Raw genomic sequence first — 16,256 nt, forward strand, 5'->3', positions numbered from 1 at the left:
GCAACACGTTTTTCGGCTGGCATCGGCTGTCACATTCGTGTCAATGAGCGATGCTTAAGGTCGGCTTCAATCCGCACCGAGGAACTGAATGATGAAAACGCTTGTTTCCGCATTTACCGCACTGCTGGCGTTGGGCGCGCTCGGCCAGCCGGCCGCCGCCGCCGATCTGGTGATCTACACGAGCCAGCCGAATGAAGATGCACAGGCGACCGTCGACGGCTTCAAGGCCGCCAATCCAGGCGTCGAGGTGGAATGGGTGCGCGACGGCACGACCAAGATCATGGCCAAGCTGATGGCCGAGATCGAAGCCGGCAACCCGGTCGCCGACGTGCTGCTGATCGCCGACACCGTGACGCTGGAGCGCCTGAAGCAGGACAAGCGACTGCTCGCCTACAAATCGTCCGAAGCTTCGTCCTACGATGCCTCTCTCTACGATGCGGACGGCTTCTACTACTCGACGAAGCTGATCACCACCGGCATCATGTACAACACCCAGGCTGCGATGAAGCCGACCGGCTGGAAGGACCTGGCAAAGGCAGAGGCCAAGGGTCTCGTCAGCATGCCGAGCCCGCTTACCTCCGGGGCAGCGCTCATCCACGCCCAGACGCTGGCCGGCAATCCGGCGCTTGGCTGGGATTACTACAAGGCGCTGAAGGACAATGGCGCGACGGCTGCCGGCGGCAACGGCGCAGTGCTGAAGTCGGTGGCCACCGGCGAGAAGGCCTATGGGGTCGTCGTCGACTACATGCCAATCCGCGAAAAGGCCAAGGGAGCACCGGTCGAGTTCGTCTTCCCGAGCGAAGGCGTGTCGGCAGTGACCGAGCCGGTCGCCATCATGGCCGGCACCAAGCATGCCGATGCGGCAAAGAAGTTCGTCGACTACGTACTGTCGGAAAAGGGCCAGCAGGGATTCCTGAAGCTCGGCTACATCCCGGCGCGCAACGGCATGCCGGTGCCGGAAGGTTTCTTGGCGCGTGACACGATCAAGGTGATGCCGCTCAACCCGGCGGAAGCCCTGAAGAGCAGCGACAAGGATCTCAAGACATTCTCCGAGATCTTTGGCGGCAACGGCTGAGGCGCATGCCGACATCCACCCGTCACGGAAGCAGCCAGCCGCGCTGGCTGTTTCCTTTTGTGCTCATCGTTCTCTTCTGCCTCAGCGTCCTGCCGCTTGGCCGGCTTGCCTCAACGGGGATCCTGTCGCTTCTGCGTGGCGGCGGCGACGACCTGATCTCCGACCCGGCGCTGTGGAAGGCGACCTGGAACACGCTGGCCAGCTCGTTTCTCGGCATGTTGGTCTCGGTGTTGCTCGGCGGCCTGTTCGGGCTGCTGCTGACCCTGTTCGACATCCGCGGCCGCACGCTTCTGGGCTTCCTGTTCATGCTGCCGATGATGATCCCGCCGCAGGTGACGGCTCTGTCTTGGCTCGGCTTGACCGGCCCCTCCAGCACGCTTTTGAAGGCGGTCGGCATGGCGCCGCCGCTTGGTAGCCCGCAACCCCTCTACTCGCTCAGTGGCCTTGCGCTTCTGCTGGGCGTGCAAAGCGCGCCGCTCGTCTATCTGGCGCTGCGGGCGGGGCTGCTGGCCCTACCGCGCGATGGCATCGAGGCGGCGCGACTGTCCGGCGCCTCACCGTACCAGGTGCTTCGCGACATCATCCTGCCGCTGGCACTGCCGGGCTTTGCCGCCGGAGCTGCGATGGCCTTCGTCTCGAATGTCGGCAATTTCGGCATTGCAGCCATCCTCGGCATTCCGGCCGGGATATATACGCTGCCGACACTGATCTATGCGAAGTTCGCCAGCTTCGGGACCAACACGTTCGCCGACATATCGATGCTTTCCGGCGTCATCGCGCTGCTGTCGCTTGCCGGCCTGCTGGTCGAGGAACGTGTCCTGAAGGGCCGCGACTACCGCATCATCGGTCTCAGCGGACGCAGCCAGGTTTTCCAGCTCAACGGATATCGCGTGGTCGCCGAGCTCCTGCTGTGGTTGCTGATGATCATCATTCTCATCCTGCCGTTTTCGGCACTCGTCGCCGGTTCACTGGCGCCCGCCTATGGGGTGCCGCTCACCCTGAAGACCGCGACCCTGCATGCTTACGAGGAAGTTCTTCTGCGCCAGACGGCCATCCGTTCGGCATTCCGCAACTCGCTGTTCCTGTCTCTTTCGACCGCACTTGGTCTCCTCCTGGTCACGGTGCTGATGGGATATGTCGTGGCACGCAGCAATCGTCGGGTGGCGGCGGTGATCGGAACATTGGCCGATATCCCTTACGCGCTCCCCGGGATCGTTCTTGCGGTCGCCTGCATCCTGCTGTTTGCCGCACCGTTGCCGGTGATCGGCGTTTCAATCTACGGGACGATCTGGATCCTGCTGTTTGCCTACCTGTCGAGCTTTCTCGCGGTCAGCCTGAGACCGATTGCCAGCGCCTTCCGGCAGCTCGATCCATCACTCGAGGAGGCGGCGCGGCTGGCCGGCGCAGGCTTCGGGCGACGGATGCGCGACATTCTCGTGCCGCTGGTGGCGCCGGCGGCGGGTGCCTCGGTGGTGCTGGTATTCCTGATCGCCTGCAACGAACTGACGGTATCGGCTCTTCTATGGTCGGCGGGCACGCAGACGCTCGGCGTCGCGATCTACAATCTCGACGACAGCGGCAGTTTTAATCTGGCGTCGGCATTGTCGGTGCTGGTCGTCGTTCTGGTGCTGGCGATGATGGGGCTGCTGGAACTGCTCTCCGGCAGGCTTCCCAAGGGAGTGGTGCCATGGCGAAGCTGACCCTCAACCATCTGTCGAAGGATTTCGGCACGGGTCGGTCGGCCGTCTCCAACGTCTCGCTGACCATTCGCGAAGGTGGATTTCTGGCACTGCTCGGCCCCTCGGGCTGTGGCAAGACGACCGTGTTGCGGATGATTGCCGGCTTCGAGCAGCCGACTGACGGTGCGATCCTGCTCGGCGAGCGCCTGCTGGCGGATGCCGCAACCAGTGTTCCGCCCGAGCGGCGCAACATGGCGATGGTCTTCCAGTCCTATGCGCTATGGCCGCACATGAGCGTTGCCGAAAATGTCGGCTATCCGCTCAAGGTGCGCGGCATCGGCGGCGAGAAGCGCCGCCGGATCGTGCGAGATGCCTTGGCATCGGTGCGGCTCGAAGAATTCGCCGAACGCCGGCCTGCGGATCTGTCGGGTGGCCAGCGGCAGCGCGTGGCGCTCGCCCGATGCCTGGTCACCGAACCGGATGTCGTGCTGCTCGACGAACCGCTCGCCAACCTCGACCGGCATCTTCGCCAGGAGATGGAAGAAACATTTCGCGAATTCCACCGCCGGTCCGGCGCGACGATGATCTACGTGACGCACGACCAGGCCGAAGCCATGGCACTTGCCACCGATGTCGCGGTAATGTCGGAAGGACGGCTGCTGCAGGCAGCGCCGCCGGAAGAGATCTACGCGCGGCCTGAGGGAAAGTTGGTTGGCGGGCTGATCGGGCAGGGCTCCATCTTAAGCCTGGCCTGGCCTTGGGAAGCATCGCGCCAGGCCGACTGGACGCAGGTGAGGGGCCTGCATGGCCTGCGGCCATCCCCGGACATGCCGCTCGCCGATGTGCTGGTTCGACCGCAGGACGTGGTGATCTCCGGCGAGGGGCTGGACGCGGTGGTCGAGACCGTTGTCTTTGAGGGAGAGCGTTACGCGCTCGGCTTGAAGCTCGCCGACGGGCAGGGGCTCCGCGCCTTCACCCGCAGGTCCGCAAGCCCTGGCGATCATGTTCGGGTGGTGATCCGCTCGGCATGGAGGTTGTAGTCCTTCGCCGCGACGCTATTCTTCTGCGCCGTAACCGTGAAAGCCATCCATGCCCCTCCGCATTGCCACCTTCAACATCGAAAACCTGATGGCCCGCTTTGATTTTTCGGGCTTTCGTCACGAAAATCGGCAGGACCGGGTCGTGCGGATGTTCGGCGTCAGCGACAAGGAACTCTACCGCGATCTCGAACAGGCGCGGCTGATCTCGGAGACGGACGATACCCGCCAGCTATCGGCGCTGGCGATCGCTGCGACGGGTGCTGACATCCTCTGCCTGCAGGAAGTCGACGACATGGCGGCGCTCAACAGTTTCGAGCGCGCCTATCTGAGCCGTATGATGGGTGTCGGCTATCGCCAGAAGGTTCTCGTCGAAGGCAACGACACGCGCGGCATCGACGTGGCGCTGATGATGCGCGACAAGACCCGTGACGGACAGCCGATCCAACTGGTGGAAGTGCGCAGTCACGCCGCGCTCACTTATGAGCAGCTTGGGCTGTTCACGCCGCAGATCGGCCTGACCAACAAGCCCGACGATCGCGTCTTCCGCCGCGACTGCCTGGAGGTCGACGTGCGGATCGGCAACAAGCCGCTGACCATCTACGTCCTGCATCTCAAGTCGATGACCCAGTCGCGCGACGATACCGACGGCCGCTTTGCCAGCATGCCGGTGCGCGAGGCGGAGGTCAGGGCCGTTCGGCACATCATCGAGCGGCGCTTCGGCACCGACGGTGCCGGCACGGCAAGCTTCGTCATCTGCGGCGACATGAACGACTATCAGGAGCGCCTGAAGGTCACCGGCGACCAGTTCTCCGGCTATGCCTTCGAGCCGGTGCGCGAGGAGATGAGCGCGCTCGACATCTTCACCCGCGACGGCTTTGCCGACAATATCGTCAGGCGCAGGCCGGAGATGGATCGTTGGACACTCTTTCACTCCCGGGGGCCGGAGGAACAGCATCTCTGCCAGCTCGACTACATCTTCCTGTCGCAGGCGCTGGCGCGGCATAATCCGGACGTCTTCCCGGAGATCATTCGCCAGGGGCAGCCGTACCGGACCGTCATGCCCGCTGGCCAGCAGGTGGAGCGTTTCCCGCGCGTTGGCTGGGATCGGCCCAAGGCTTCTGATCACTGCCCGGTGGTCGTTTCGCTGGAGCTTCCATGAGTTCGGACAGGATCGTCTGGCCGGGCGAACGGAGCGTCGTGCCGATCGACCGCGTCGACATGCGCCTTCACGACGGGCAGCATCCGTTCCAGATTGCAGAAGCCGATGCCATTGCCCGGAACTGGTCGCTCGAAACGACGGCCAACCCGGCGCTGTTCAATGGCGACGTGCTGCTGCAGGACGAGGTGCGGCTGGAGAACGGCGTTGTTCATGCTCGGGCAAGGCTCTCGGACTTCGCAACGCTGCTGTGGTGGCTCAAGCAGCGGCAGCCGGTGAGCGGTGGCATCTTCGTCGCCAGCGCCGTGCCCATGTCCAGCGACGGCGCGTTGATCGTCATCCGTATGGCCCGGCATACGGCCAATGCCGGCAAGGTCTACTTCGCTGCAGGTTCGCTCGACCGCTCGGATGTGATGCCGGGCGGCCAGGTGGATACGCTGGGCAGCATGGCGCGGGAACTGCTTGAGGAGACCGGTCTTTCCGTTGCCGAGGCGGTCGCCGATCCGCAACTCTACGCCACCGCCTTCAACCGTCGTCACTATGCTTTCAGGCTGTTCCGTTTCCCGATGACGGCGCAAGAGATGTGTCGGCGTGTCGAAACGCATATGCAAACGGACCCCAACCCTGAGATCGACGCCGTCTACGCGATTCGCGATGCCGATCCGCAGGCCTTCGATTACGACGGTCTGACGCGCATCGTGCTGCCCTTCGTTTTCGGCAACCCGCGAGACATTGCGGGTTGAAGGAAGAGGTCGTCTCGGGCAGTTTGGGCGCGAACGGCCGGCTGCCGGTTCCGGCAGCCATGAAAGAGTATCGCATCGGGAGGTTTCCTTGGGTCTTCGCTACGCCATTTATGACGTCTTCACCGATCGCCGGCTGGCGGGTAATCCGCTGGCCGTGATCTTCGATGCAGACGCTTTGTCTGACGAAACGATGCAGGCCCTGGCACGCGAGATGAATCTCTCGGAGACGGTGTTCATCTGCAGTGCCGCCAATCCGGCACATGCGGGGCGGTTGCGGATCTTTACGCCGATGCGCGAGCTGCCGTTTGCGGGACATCCGACCGTCGGCGCGGCGATAGCGCTCTGTGAACTCAATCATGCCGAGCAGCGCCCGGATTTCGACCTTGTCTGCGTTTTGGAGGAAAAGGTCGGGCCGGTTCGCTGCGCCGTTCGCCTGTCGGCGGAGGCTGCAAGCTTCGCCGAGTTTGACCTACCGCGCACTCCCTCCCGGATCGAGCTCAATCTCGACCGTCAGGGACTTGCCGACGCGCTCAGCGTGAAGGTTGCCGATCTCGCCTTCGAAAATCACGTGCCGTCGATCTGGAGTGCCGGGGTGCCGTTTCTGATGTTGCCGCTGCACAATCTGGCGGTTGCCCAGTCGGTCGAGTTTGACCCCGGCCTCTGGGAGAAGGCGGCGCCGTTCGTCGAGGGTCGCATGGCCTCGGCCTACCTCTATTGCCGTGGCGGGGTGCACCATGCGGCTAAATTCCACACCCGGATGTTCTCGCCGGACATGGGAATAGCGGAGGATCCGGCAACGGGAGCGGCAGCCGCTGCTCTGTCCGGCGCAATCCGGCATTTCGATGGGCTCCCCGACGGCCATCATCCTGTCCTGATCGAGCAGGGCGTCGAGATGGGACGTCCCTCCTTCATTCATCTGCACATAGATGTGAAGGACGGTGCCATTGCGCGGGCGCGCATTGGGGGGCAGTCTCTGAAGACAGCGACCGGCGAGATCCATCTCTGATTCCGGATATTTTTTCGGCCGATGGGAACCTGGATCCGAGGTCGGCGTTATTGGGAGCCGAGCGGAGAAGGACGATGCAGACGTGTTTCGAGTGCACCTTGATGATGCTGGAACCAGCCGAATTTTCCCCGGTTGATCCAGCCGCAATTGATCGACCGGATCGATCCCGTTGATGTGCCGCCTGCGTTGAACCGACATCCCGCTGCCAAACCGACGAGGCGCTGAAATCGCCGTCGGAGGCGAGTGTTCACCTCCAGAAAAAAGATGATCGCTGCTCTGTTCAAGCGTAGCGCCACCCGTGTGGCCGCCGCGGCGATCCGTCGAAATTGCATGCTTTAGGAGTAACCTGATGATCAGGAGCGAGACGAGACCCAGCCAGGATCCGCTGAACTCGGAGGACCTGGCGAAGTGCCAGCAGGTCTTCGAGCGTCTGCGCTTGGAAATCTGCCCGGATGACGACGCGGAGGAGACCAATCGTCTCGCAGCCATCACCATCGAGCTTTACCGGCAGGGCGTCCGCCGCGAGGATCTGCTGCGCGAAATGGTAGCGGCTGCACGCGGTCACTGATCTCCGCACCCTCGGAAGACTTCCGGAATTATGTCTACGGCGCGGATCTCGGTCCGCGCCGTTCTTGTCTGAGAGACACAGCAGCAGACCCAGCGGCGCCTTGCCGTTTACGTAAACTGCGGTTTATATCGGTGGAGTGCTGCCGCCTTGCGGCACGTCATCCTGGGGAGGATCCATGCCGCTACCACCGTCGTTCAAGAACCTGCGTATCCCTGCCGTCGCGGCGCCTATGTTCTTGGCGTCGGGCCCCGATCTTGTCGTCGAGACCTGCCGCGCCGGTGTCGTCGGCACTTTTCCGGCGCTCAACCAGCGACGGACGGAAGGTTTCGTCGACTGGCTGGCGGAGATCGAGGGACGGTTGGCAGGCGTGCCCGACGCTGCGCCATGCGGCGTCAACCTCATTGTTCACCGCTCCAATCCCCGCATCGAGGCGGACCTGAAGGCCGTGGTCGACCACAAGGTGCCGCTGGTGATCACGTCTCTCGGCGCCGTGCCGGACGTCGTGAAGGCGGTTCATTCCTACGGCGGCGTCGTCTTCCATGACGTGATCAGCAGGCGCCATGCGGAGAAGGCCGTGGAAGCAGGGGTCGACGGCATCGTTGCGGTCTGCGCCGGAGCCGGCGGTCATGCCGGGACGCTGAGCCCGTTCGCCTTCATTCCTGAGATCCGCTCGTTCTTCGATGGAACGATCCTGTTGTCCGGCGCAATCAGCACCGGGGCGCAGGTGGCTGCCGCGCGCCTGATGGGCGCCGACCTGGCCTATCTCGGCACGCGGTTCCTGGTGACGCAGGAATCGATGGCGAGCCAGGAGCAGAAACAGATGACGATGGAAGCCCGTGCCGGTGACGTCGTCTACACGCCGGCTATTTCCGGCGTGAACGCGAACTTTCTGCGCCAGAGCATCGTGGCTGCGGGGCTAGATCCGGATAATCTCGTCGCCAGCGGACCGATGGATCTCGGCCATGAGGCGAAGGCCTGGAAAAGCGTGTGGTCAGCCGGGCAGGGCGTTGCAGCGATCGACGACATTCCTTCAGCGGCAGAACTGTGCGCCCGACTGATCCGCGAGTACCGCGCAGCGCTGTCGGCGGGAGCCGAAGACCGGTTTCTGTCCTAGCGGCCGAGACACCGCTGGCCTTGCGAAACGCTGGACAGCAAAAAGCCCCCGAGCAAGCTTGGGGGCCATGCATTTAACGTCTACCGTACCACTGGCTGCGTTCTGGCGCGCCGATGGCGGTATGCGTCTTTTAGCGGAACGAGCGGGATGCGATCGTGCGGATGTCGTAGCGGGTCAGGCCGATGTCGTTCAGGGCCTGACTGGACAGGCTGCCCAGCTCGTTCATCGTGCGACGGTAGCTGATCCAGCTCTTTGCGAGGCGAATCGGGTTCATGGTGATGTTTCCTTGAGCTTGTCTCGCGCCGGGTGACGGTCTTGTCACTGGCGATGCACCTATATAGGCGCAAAGCTCAATATCTTGCAGTGCAAAAAATAAGCGACTGCCATGCAAATGTGCAATGGATTGCCGCATTTGTAGCCGTGGATCAGAAACTAGGCGCAGAGGATGAACGCCGGAAACGCGGACATAAAAAAACGCCCTCCGCGATCGGGAGGGCGTTTTGCAAGCGGCAGAAGCCGCAGGACGACGTCGTATCAGATGCCGACGGCCGTACGGGCGATGCGGCGAATTTCAGAGCGGCCGATACCCAGATCGTGAAGTTCGCGGTCCGACATGCGGCCGAGTTCCGAAACGGTCTGACGGTACTTGCGCCAGTTGGTGAGCGAGCGAGCGATGTTCATTGGTCAATTCCTCTTGATGGTTGCGAGAGCCGTTCACGGGGTGTGTTGCCGTCTCTCAATCGATTGAATGCCAATATAATCAGCCCTGCGCCGATGAACAGCGCCCATCCCGTATGCCACCCATGCGAGAAATGCATTGCTTGATCCGCCCCTGTGGCCAGCTGGTGAATAAATGTGCGGACTGGCGTGGGCGGATGCTTGGACGCTCCGGCTGCGGGTCGTCCGGCTACATGGACGCGCAAGAACGACGCCCACCGGGGGAGTATGTCCGGTGGGCGTCATCTCAGTGACCAGCGCTTGGGAGGAGGAGGGTTGCCGGTCGATCGGAGTCCCGCTGGGAGGAGGAGCGCGGCGCTCCGAATGTCGCCGCAGAAATCAATCTGCGTTATCTTGATGAGATAGACTGACTGCCGCCTATTTTGCGGGGCAATAATCGAATGCGAGCCATTCATCAGGCGCATGTCTTATCTGCAGATGCTCAATCCTATTCCGAACTGGTTACCGGAGCATTAAGATCCCGGCATTGGCCAAGGTTCATCACACGCGGCATTATCAGGTAAGGCACTGCAGCTTCGCCCTTGGGATAGGCGGCCCGACCTGTCATTTTTCCTTTGCGTACGGAAAAAACGGTTGTTATAGAGACGCGCGCTCCGGAAGGCCTCTGCGCGAGGATTTTCGTCGCGGTTTGCGGCGCGGGTATGGTGAAATTGGTAGACACGCCAGATTTAGGTTCTGGTGCCGCAAGGCGTGGGAGTTCAAGTCTCTCTACCCGCACCAGGTCTAGGAGTCTGTCGTCGAAGGCCGAAATCGGCCGGTGGCCGCAAAGACCCAGCGCACGAGATTGCATCGAGGCCACGACCGGCAACACGTTCCGGCGTCGTGCTCACGGAAACCACGGCTGTCTGAGCACCGCCGCATGATATGAAGGTATGACTTATGCAGGTTATCGAAACGCTCGCTGAAGGGCTGAAGCGCGAAATCAAGGTCGTTATCCCGGCCAAGGACATGGAACAGCAGATGAACGAACGCCTGGCTGATGCCAAGGACAAGGTTCGCATCAATGGTTTCCGTCCGGGCAAGGTGCCGGTCGCGCATCTGAAGAAGATGTACGGCAAGTCGATCATGGCCGAGCTGGTCAACGAAATCGTTCGTGATCGCCCGAGCGCCATCCTTTCGGAACGCGGCGAAAAGTCGGCGACACAGCCGACCATCGCGATGACCGAAGACGAAGCCGAAGCCGAGAAGATCCTCAACGCTCAGGCCGATTTCGAATTCACGCTGACCTACGAAGTCATCCCGCCGATCGAACTGCAGCCGACCAGCGGCATCAAGGTCACCCGCGAAGTCGTTGAAGTTTCCGAAGACGAAGTCAACGAGCAGATCCTCAAGATTGCCGATAGCGCCCGCACCTTCGAAACGAAGGATGGCGAGGCCGCTTCCGGTGATCGCGTTACCATGAACTATCTGGGCAAGGTGGACGGCGAAGCGTTCGACGGCGGTGCTGCTGAAGACGCAGAACTGGTGATCGGCTCGAACCGCTTCATCCCCGGCTTCGAAGACCAGCTCGTCGGCGTCAAGGCTGGCGACGAGAAGACCATCACCGTGACCTTCCCGGCTGACTATCCGGCTGCCAACCTTTCGGGCAAGGAAGCCACCTTCGACATCACCGTCAAGGAAGTCGCTGCTCCGGCAGAAGTCGAGCTCAACGACGAGCTTGCTTCGAAGCTCGGTCTCGAGTCGCTCGACAAGCTGAAGGAAATCGTTCGCGGCCAGATCGAAAGCCAGTACGGCAACGTGACGCGTCAGAAGGTCAAGCGTCAGATCCTCGACCAGCTCGACGAAATGTACAAGTTCGAGACCCCGGCTGGCCTCGTCGATGCCGAGTTCGACAACATCTGGCGCCAGATCAACACGGATCTCGAGCAGTCGGGCAAGACTTTTGCCGACGAAGACACGACGGAAGAGGACGCTCGCGAGGAATACCGCAAGCTCGCCGAGCGTCGCGTTCGCCTTGGCCTGGTGCTCTCCGAGATCGGCGAAAAGGCCGGCGTCGAAGTGACCGAGGACGAAATGCAGCGTGCGCTGTACGCCCAGTTGCAGCAGTTCCCGGGCCAGCAGAAGGAAATCCTCGACTTCTTCCGCAACACCCCCGGCGCTTCCGCTTCGCTGCGTGCACCGATCTTCGAAGAGAAGGTCGTTGACCAGTTGTTGTCGGAAATCGACGTTACCGACAAGACGGTGACGAAGGAAGAGCTGATGGCCGAAGACGAAGATGGTGCCGAAGACGGTGCCAAGGCCGAAAAGAAGAAGGCTGCTCCGAAGAAGAAGGCCGCCAAGGCGGAAGCATCCGAAGCTGCCGAAGGCGAAGAAGCTGCCGCTCCGAAGAAGAAGGCTCCGGCCAAGAAGAAGGCTGCCGAAGGCGACGCCGAGTAAGCGCGAACCTTCACTCATGATCAGAACCCTCGGCAGCAATGCCGGGGGTTTTTGCATGATTGGGGGGCGAAGACGCCAGCCTCTGCTGTGTGGACGTCTCTGGCTGGGCTCCAGGGGGAGTGGGATGGGAGAGGAGGCGCGACGCACCCGAAGACGGCTGAAAGGTCGGCTGCCCTGCGCAGCCCGTTCCGACGGCTGGCTCGCCTGTCGACATCGAACGTCTGTTCCGCGGCCGCCCGCAAAGGCGGGGCTCACCAACTCTCTGCAGAGCCGGGGGTCCGCGAGCCCCTGACCGGCGTCATGCCGGCTGGCTGCACGTTAGCCTGCGGCTTTCGAGTGGCTCAAGGCCGGCCCCGGTGCGAAGCCACCGAAGCTGCTTCTGCCCTTAAGAAGGCGTAAACGCCGGTCTCGTTCTGGCGCACCGAGTCCTCGATAATCCAGCCGAATGCCCAGGCTTCACGCAGCAGGCGTCGTTCCTCTTCGCTCAGGAGGGCGGCGTCGCTCGAAAAATATGGGTTCTCGTGTGCCGGCACGCCGAGAATACGGGCGTTGGCACCGCGTTCCTGACAATCCAACAGAGACTCAATTTCCATGCGCCGATCCTTATAGAGGAGGGCGTAATACTGACATGTCGGCGTGGTCGCAAGGCGATCGACGGCAGTACGGACGCGAAATAGCAAATATTCGTCATAATAGAGAAGCTTGAAGAATCAGTCGCTTAGTGAAGCAGGTGTCGGCGCGTGCCGCTCTAACCATTCCACATCCCAAAGGTTGCGAAAGCGGACCCGATGGTCTGCTTCAGTCGCGAATTCCAGGAACCAATTCGCCATCGAATGACTTCATCGTATTCAGTCAAGGTGATGGCATGACGCGATACCACTTCAATCTGCGCAGCGACGACGGATGGACCAGTGATGTCGTCGCCGTCGATTTGGCCTCGCCTGTCGACGTGCTGGTGGAGGCCGGTCGACTGCTGTCAGATGTTGCCCGCGACGAACTGCCGGGAAGGGACCGCCTTCTCGTCTTTCTTGAGGTCCTCGACGCTGAGGGCTGCCCGATTTTTGTGAGCAGCCTGTCGTTTGTCGCGGAATGGTTAGGCAATAGCAGCTCCGGCGGCGATGGCGCCGACTAAGCCTTCCTTGTTATTCCAATCCCATCACGACGTACCGAACCTTCGATGGCGGGCTCTGCCAGCCATCAATCGGCACCTATGCATACAATCATGAGACGTTATTTACAGGAATGCACTTTTGAATTGACCTATGTGCTAATACGTTCTACGGTTGTCTTGTCAATCAGGAGGAACGCAAATGGTGTATTCCAAGAATCCCTTTCTGCAGGTGGCGCGGGCCGGTTCGGCAAGTAAGCCGCGCAGCGGTTTGGCTGCCTCTCCGGCCGGCCGGCACATGCAGCTCGCCAAGAACTGCTTCGCGCTCGCCAAGCGCTACAAGGCGAGCCGGAACCGCAAGAAGTACTGGAGCATGGTGAAGGCCGGTCGCAGCGCTTTGGCGCTGGCCCGACAGGAGATCCGGCTGTTCAAGCAGGGCAAGAGCATCCGCCGCCGGTCGTTCGCAGTTCACCGCGCGGCCTGAAGCCTCGATCATTCCGGCGCGGGGCAATCGAAGCCGTAGCCCCGCGTGCAGGTGGCGCAGCCAATGTGGCGACGTCCCCGCCGGGGCGCTGCGCGCGATAAAGAAAGCGACTGTCTGAGGGAGGTCATGATGAACGACGCTTTGCTTTTTGGATATTCGGTCGAGGAAAACGATGGCAAGTTCGTCATCACGCTGGCTGGCAAGCTGGCGCTTCCGATCATGCAGGACATCGCCGCGCAAGTGACCAATGAGCCCGGCTCCGCCGGCAGCGTGACGCGGTTGTTCCCTTACAGCCTGCTTGCCTCGCAGGCGGTGCGGCTGATGCAGCAGCCTTCCGGGAACGGCGCAGAACGGGAGGAAACCTCGCTCGAGGATATCTTCGGTCAGGGGTTCGACCGCGACCTCGACGACTTCGAGCGGCAGTTGGATCGGTACCAGAACATGCTGCCGATGTCGGCACGCGGACCGGCGGGTGCTCCGCTGATCGCAGCCGACGGGGATGACGCGATGCGCGCCAAGAAGGCGGTCGTCAAGGCCGCCAATCCGTGAGGAGGATGGCATGGTTCAGCTTTCCCGTGAGGAGACGTTTCTCCTCCTGACCTGCAGACCCTACCTGTCGGGCGCCGACGACCAGCGTCTCATGCGCATCGTCGCGGAGGAGCCCGACTGGTCCTTCATTCTTTGGCGTGCCGAGAGCTATCAGACGCTTCCGGTCTGCCTCCATCATCTTCGCCGACTGGACCTCGGCTACGCCGTTCCGCAGTGGGTGATCGCCTACATGACGGCCTGGTCGCAGCTATCGCGGGCACGCAGCGAGGTACAGTTCAAGCAACTCGGCGAACTGCTCGCGCATTTCCGTGGGGCAGACATCGATCACTACCTGTTCAAGGGGCCGATGATGTCGGCACTTCTCTACCCGGACCCGGCTCTGCGGCCGATGCAGGACATCGATCTGATGGTACGGGCGGCAGACGTGCGACGCGTCCAGCGCGAGCTCTACGCCCTCGGCTACCAGCACGGCGTGTTCAATCCGGCGGACGGAGTGTTCACGCACATGTTCCGCAAGATCACGCCGAAGACCATGGAGCATAAATATGCGCTTCATTCGGTCACCAAGGTCGAAGAAATCCGGCCGGCGCTCGACGTCAGCCTGATCGCCCCGGAATGGCGGATGCGACAGATCAAGTCATTCGTCAAGGACGACGGGACGGTTCGCATGCCGGTGTTCATTGACGTGCATTTCAGTCTCGGCGAGGGGATGGACGAGGCGGATGTCTGGCGCGGCACTGGCCGGCGGCGTGTTCTGGGGCGGGAGGTGCCGAGCCAGTCCTTGACCACCGCTCTCTGGTTCAGCGCCGCGCGGGTCTATTACGAGGCATTCCAGCACGGCACGCTGAAGCTGCAGATGCTCGGCGATATCGATGCACTGCTACGGCTGCACGGGTCGGAGATCGACTGGCCGCAGCTTCTCGCCATCGCCTCGAAGTATCGCTTCTCGGCGGCGATCTTCTACGTGCTTGAGCAGGTTCGGCGGTTGTTCGACGCGCCGATCCCGATGCAGGTCCTGGTGCTTCTGCTTCCGGATCCGACACGCCAGCCGGATCCCGCCGATTTCGGCGACATCCTGCCAAAGCTCCTGTCGCGAACCGTCGTCACCGACATCGAGCTTGCCTGAACCAAGTCACGACATCCAGCACGTGTTCTGACCGGCAGCCATCTTTGCTGCCCGGATGGATGGGGCCCAGCGATGTTCACAAATTCCGGGGGGAGAGAGCATGCAACGCGTAGCAATCATCGGAGGTGGGCCTGCGGGTCTGGCCACGGGCCAGGTATTGGCCGAAGCCGGGATCGATTTCGTCCTGTTCGAGGCCGGCAAGGCACTCATGGAGCGGCAACACGAGCAGGCGGGCCATCTCGGTGCCGGCATCGGCGGCGCCGGCCTGTTTTCGGACGGCAAGTTCAGCTTCTATCCGTCCGGCACCCACCTCTACACACTCGCCGATCGTGTGCGGCTGGGAGAGGCCTATAGCTCGATCGAGCGGCAGTTGACGGAGGCCGGCATCGAGGCACCACCGCTCTCCCCGGATGCCAGACACGGATTTGTCGCAGCCGACGCGCCGATGATCGCCAAGGCCTATCTCTCCACCTACGGATCGCTCATCCAGCGCCGCGCTTTGATCGGCAGGATGATCCGCGACTTCGAGGAGCAGATCCGCTGCGATACGCGCGTCGAGCACATCGACGAGACCGCGGACGGGTTCGGCGTCAGGTCTGTCGGATTGGATGGAAAGGTCCGCGAGGAGCAGTTCAGCCACCTCGCGCTGGCGACCGGCCGCTTCGGACCGCAAGCGCTCGCCGGAATGCTGTCGTCGCCGATGGCAATGACCGACCTGCGGCTGGAATTCGGCATCCGCCTTGAGCATCCCGATGGCATCGGCTTCCTGTCTCGCGTCAAGCGTCCCGACGTCAAGTTCATCCTCGACGCGCTGGAGACGGAGGTGCGCACGTTCTGCACCTGCCGCAACGGCGAGGTCTGGATGATCCCTTATGGCGACGTCGCGGCGCTGTCCGGGCGTTCCGATGGCCCGCCCAGTCGCTACTGCAATTTCGGCCTCCTGGCGCGCTTCACAGGCCAGCGGTTCGAGACCGGCCGGCGGATCTGGGATGCCATGCAGAAGGAGCTGGGCGAGGAGGCACCGGCAGTCTGGCAGCCGCTGCCCGAGTTCCTGGGACTGCCGATGCCGGACGGCGATCCCGATCCGCACGGCAGGCCCTGGTATCCACAGGGTGGTTTCCGCCGCGGCGACATCGCCGGCAAGCTTCATCCGGAACTCTACGAGATGCTCGCGGAAAGCCTGCGGATGCTGATCGGCCGCTTCCCCGACATGCTGTCGCCACAGACGGTCTGCCTGTTCCCGGCGATCGAGGGCGTCGGGGCCTTCCCGGCTGTCGATAACGGTCTCTCTGCCGGCGACGGACGGATTTGGTTCTGCGGCGATGTGGTCGGCCGGTTCCGGGGGCTGGTTCCGGCGCTGGTCAGCGGCGCCTATGTGGGTGCAGCCATTGCGGCAGCGCTCGGCCACGAAGTCCTGCCATCCGCCGAGGAGCAATGGCAGCCGGTCGCCGCCCAATAGGGGCTGATGCACTTCATCGACAATCAGATATGCCG

General features: G+C 62.4%; 17 protein-coding genes and 1 tRNA gene. 15 read left to right on the top strand and 3 right to left on the bottom strand.

The annotated features are described in order from the left end of the window. Positions 1-91: 91 nt before the first annotated feature. From ACR65N_RS11175 to ACR65N_RS11210, 8 genes are all read left to right on the top strand, one after another. Entirely contained in the window at positions 92-1,075 is a 984-nt protein-coding gene (locus tag ACR65N_RS11175; RefSeq protein ID WP_440457321.1) for an ABC transporter substrate-binding protein, read from the top strand. A gap of 5 nt (positions 1,076-1,080) precedes the next feature. Continuing rightward, a complete protein-coding gene (locus tag ACR65N_RS11180; protein WP_440457063.1) occupies positions 1,081-2,775 on the top strand; it encodes an ABC transporter permease in 1,695 nt (564 codons plus the stop codon). After that, on the top strand, positions 2,763-3,794 hold the full coding sequence (locus ACR65N_RS11185; RefSeq protein WP_440457064.1) for an ABC transporter ATP-binding protein: 1,032 nt from the start codon (positions 2,763-2,765) through the stop codon (positions 3,792-3,794). Before ACR65N_RS11180 ends, ACR65N_RS11185 begins: the two co-directional genes overlap by 13 nt. A gap of 49 nt (positions 3,795-3,843) precedes the next feature. Continuing rightward, positions 3,844-4,953 (top strand): endonuclease/exonuclease/phosphatase family protein, encoded by a 1,110-nt coding sequence (locus ACR65N_RS11190; protein ID WP_440457065.1) that lies wholly within the window; start codon positions 3,844-3,846, stop codon positions 4,951-4,953. Then, on the top strand, positions 4,950-5,693 hold the full coding sequence (locus ACR65N_RS11195) for an NUDIX hydrolase (RefSeq protein WP_440457066.1): 744 nt from the start codon (positions 4,950-4,952) through the stop codon (positions 5,691-5,693). The genes ACR65N_RS11190 and ACR65N_RS11195 overlap by 4 nt, the downstream gene beginning before the upstream one ends. 88 nt (positions 5,694-5,781) lie before the next feature. After that, positions 5,782-6,699, top strand: a complete 918-nt coding sequence (locus ACR65N_RS11200; RefSeq protein ID WP_440457067.1) for a PhzF family phenazine biosynthesis protein — start codon at positions 5,782-5,784, stop codon at positions 6,697-6,699. A gap of 349 nt (positions 6,700-7,048) precedes the next feature. Beyond that, positions 7,049-7,267 (top strand): hypothetical protein, encoded by a 219-nt coding sequence (locus ACR65N_RS11205; protein WP_430303908.1) that lies wholly within the window; start codon positions 7,049-7,051, stop codon positions 7,265-7,267. Between the two features lie 175 nt (positions 7,268-7,442). Next, the gene (locus ACR65N_RS11210; RefSeq protein ID WP_440457068.1) at positions 7,443-8,381 is read left to right on the top strand and encodes an NAD(P)H-dependent flavin oxidoreductase; all 939 of its coding nucleotides are present in this window, start codon (positions 7,443-7,445) and stop codon (positions 8,379-8,381) included. Between the two features lie 130 nt (positions 8,382-8,511). Here ACR65N_RS11210 and ACR65N_RS11215 read toward each other — a convergent pair whose 3' ends face one another. Continuing rightward, positions 8,512-8,655, bottom strand: coding sequence for a DUF1127 domain-containing protein (locus tag ACR65N_RS11215; protein WP_430303906.1), 144 nt, complete (start codon positions 8,653-8,655; stop codon positions 8,512-8,514). Between the two features lie 260 nt (positions 8,656-8,915). Continuing rightward, the gene (locus ACR65N_RS11220) at positions 8,916-9,062 is read right to left on the bottom strand and encodes a DUF1127 domain-containing protein (protein WP_430303905.1); all 147 of its coding nucleotides are present in this window, start codon (positions 9,060-9,062) and stop codon (positions 8,916-8,918) included. 692 nt (positions 9,063-9,754) lie between these two features. Here ACR65N_RS11220 and ACR65N_RS11225 point away from each other — a divergent pair. Together ACR65N_RS11225 and tig are read left to right on the top strand one after the other, a co-directional pair. Then, positions 9,755-9,839 (top strand) — tRNA-Leu (locus ACR65N_RS11225). Between the two features lie 159 nt (positions 9,840-9,998). Next, positions 9,999-11,495 carry a trigger factor gene (gene tig, locus ACR65N_RS11230; protein WP_440457069.1) on the top strand — a complete coding sequence of 499 codons (1,497 nt, stop codon included), beginning with the start codon at positions 9,999-10,001 and terminating at the stop codon, positions 11,493-11,495. Between the two features lie 341 nt (positions 11,496-11,836). Here the strand turns inward: tig and ACR65N_RS11235 are convergent, their stop codons facing one another. Then, entirely contained in the window at positions 11,837-12,088 is a 252-nt protein-coding gene (locus ACR65N_RS11235; RefSeq protein WP_440457070.1) for a CrpP-related protein, read from the bottom strand. 128 nt (positions 12,089-12,216) lie between these two features. Here ACR65N_RS11235 and ACR65N_RS11240 point away from each other — a divergent pair, with 128 nt between their 5' ends. From ACR65N_RS11240 to ACR65N_RS11260, 5 genes are all read left to right on the top strand, one after another. Further along, positions 12,217-12,627 carry a DUF6894 family protein gene (locus tag ACR65N_RS11240; RefSeq protein WP_440457071.1) on the top strand — a complete coding sequence of 137 codons (411 nt, stop codon included), beginning with the start codon at positions 12,217-12,219 and terminating at the stop codon, positions 12,625-12,627. A 178-nt stretch (positions 12,628-12,805) separates the two neighbouring features. Beyond that, complete coding sequence (locus ACR65N_RS11245) at positions 12,806-13,087, top strand: hypothetical protein (protein WP_430303900.1); 282 nt, start codon at positions 12,806-12,808, stop codon at positions 13,085-13,087. Positions 13,088-13,216: 129 nt separating this feature from the next. Beyond that, complete coding sequence (locus ACR65N_RS11250; RefSeq protein ID WP_440457072.1) at positions 13,217-13,636, top strand: hypothetical protein; 420 nt, start codon at positions 13,217-13,219, stop codon at positions 13,634-13,636. Positions 13,637-13,646: 10 nt separating this feature from the next. Next, the gene (locus ACR65N_RS11255; RefSeq protein WP_440457073.1) at positions 13,647-14,762 is read left to right on the top strand and encodes a nucleotidyltransferase family protein; all 1,116 of its coding nucleotides are present in this window, start codon (positions 13,647-13,649) and stop codon (positions 14,760-14,762) included. Positions 14,763-14,862: 100 nt separating this feature from the next. Beyond that, the gene (locus ACR65N_RS11260; RefSeq protein WP_440457074.1) at positions 14,863-16,221 is read left to right on the top strand and encodes an FAD-dependent monooxygenase; all 1,359 of its coding nucleotides are present in this window, start codon (positions 14,863-14,865) and stop codon (positions 16,219-16,221) included. Positions 16,222-16,256 lie beyond the last annotated feature (35 nt).

The organism is Rhizobium sp. SAFR-030 (genome assembly GCF_059415005.1).

What these genes read in the sequence shown, in the direction of transcription:
- ACR65N_RS11175 (WP_440457321.1), top strand. Translation starts at nt 92, where the DNA reads ATGAAAACGCTTGTTTCCGCATTTACCGCACTGCTGGCGTTGGGCGCG.
- ACR65N_RS11180 (WP_440457063.1), top strand. Translation starts at nt 1,081, where the DNA reads ATGCCGACATCCACCCGTCACGGAAGCAGCCAGCCGCGCTGGCTGTTT.
- ACR65N_RS11185 (WP_440457064.1), top strand. Translation starts at nt 2,763, where the DNA reads ATGGCGAAGCTGACCCTCAACCATCTGTCGAAGGATTTCGGCACGGGT.
- ACR65N_RS11190 (WP_440457065.1), top strand. Translation starts at nt 3,844, where the DNA reads ATGCCCCTCCGCATTGCCACCTTCAACATCGAAAACCTGATGGCCCGC.
- ACR65N_RS11195 (WP_440457066.1), top strand. Translation starts at nt 4,950, where the DNA reads ATGAGTTCGGACAGGATCGTCTGGCCGGGCGAACGGAGCGTCGTGCCG.
- ACR65N_RS11205 (WP_430303908.1), top strand. Translation starts at nt 7,049, where the DNA reads ATGATCAGGAGCGAGACGAGACCCAGCCAGGATCCGCTGAACTCGGAG.
- ACR65N_RS11210 (WP_440457068.1), top strand. Translation starts at nt 7,443, where the DNA reads ATGCCGCTACCACCGTCGTTCAAGAACCTGCGTATCCCTGCCGTCGCG.
- ACR65N_RS11215 (WP_430303906.1), bottom strand. Translation starts at nt 8,655, where the DNA reads ATGAACCCGATTCGCCTCGCAAAGAGCTGGATCAGCTACCGTCGCACG.
- ACR65N_RS11220 (WP_430303905.1), bottom strand. Translation starts at nt 9,062, where the DNA reads ATGAACATCGCTCGCTCGCTCACCAACTGGCGCAAGTACCGTCAGACC.
- tig (WP_440457069.1), top strand. Translation starts at nt 9,999, where the DNA reads ATGCAGGTTATCGAAACGCTCGCTGAAGGGCTGAAGCGCGAAATCAAG.
- ACR65N_RS11235 (WP_440457070.1), bottom strand. Translation starts at nt 12,088, where the DNA reads ATGGAAATTGAGTCTCTGTTGGATTGTCAGGAACGCGGTGCCAACGCC.
- ACR65N_RS11245 (WP_430303900.1), top strand. Translation starts at nt 12,806, where the DNA reads ATGGTGTATTCCAAGAATCCCTTTCTGCAGGTGGCGCGGGCCGGTTCG.
- ACR65N_RS11250 (WP_440457072.1), top strand. Translation starts at nt 13,217, where the DNA reads ATGAACGACGCTTTGCTTTTTGGATATTCGGTCGAGGAAAACGATGGC.
- ACR65N_RS11255 (WP_440457073.1), top strand. Translation starts at nt 13,647, where the DNA reads ATGGTTCAGCTTTCCCGTGAGGAGACGTTTCTCCTCCTGACCTGCAGA.
- ACR65N_RS11260 (WP_440457074.1), top strand. Translation starts at nt 14,863, where the DNA reads ATGCAACGCGTAGCAATCATCGGAGGTGGGCCTGCGGGTCTGGCCACG.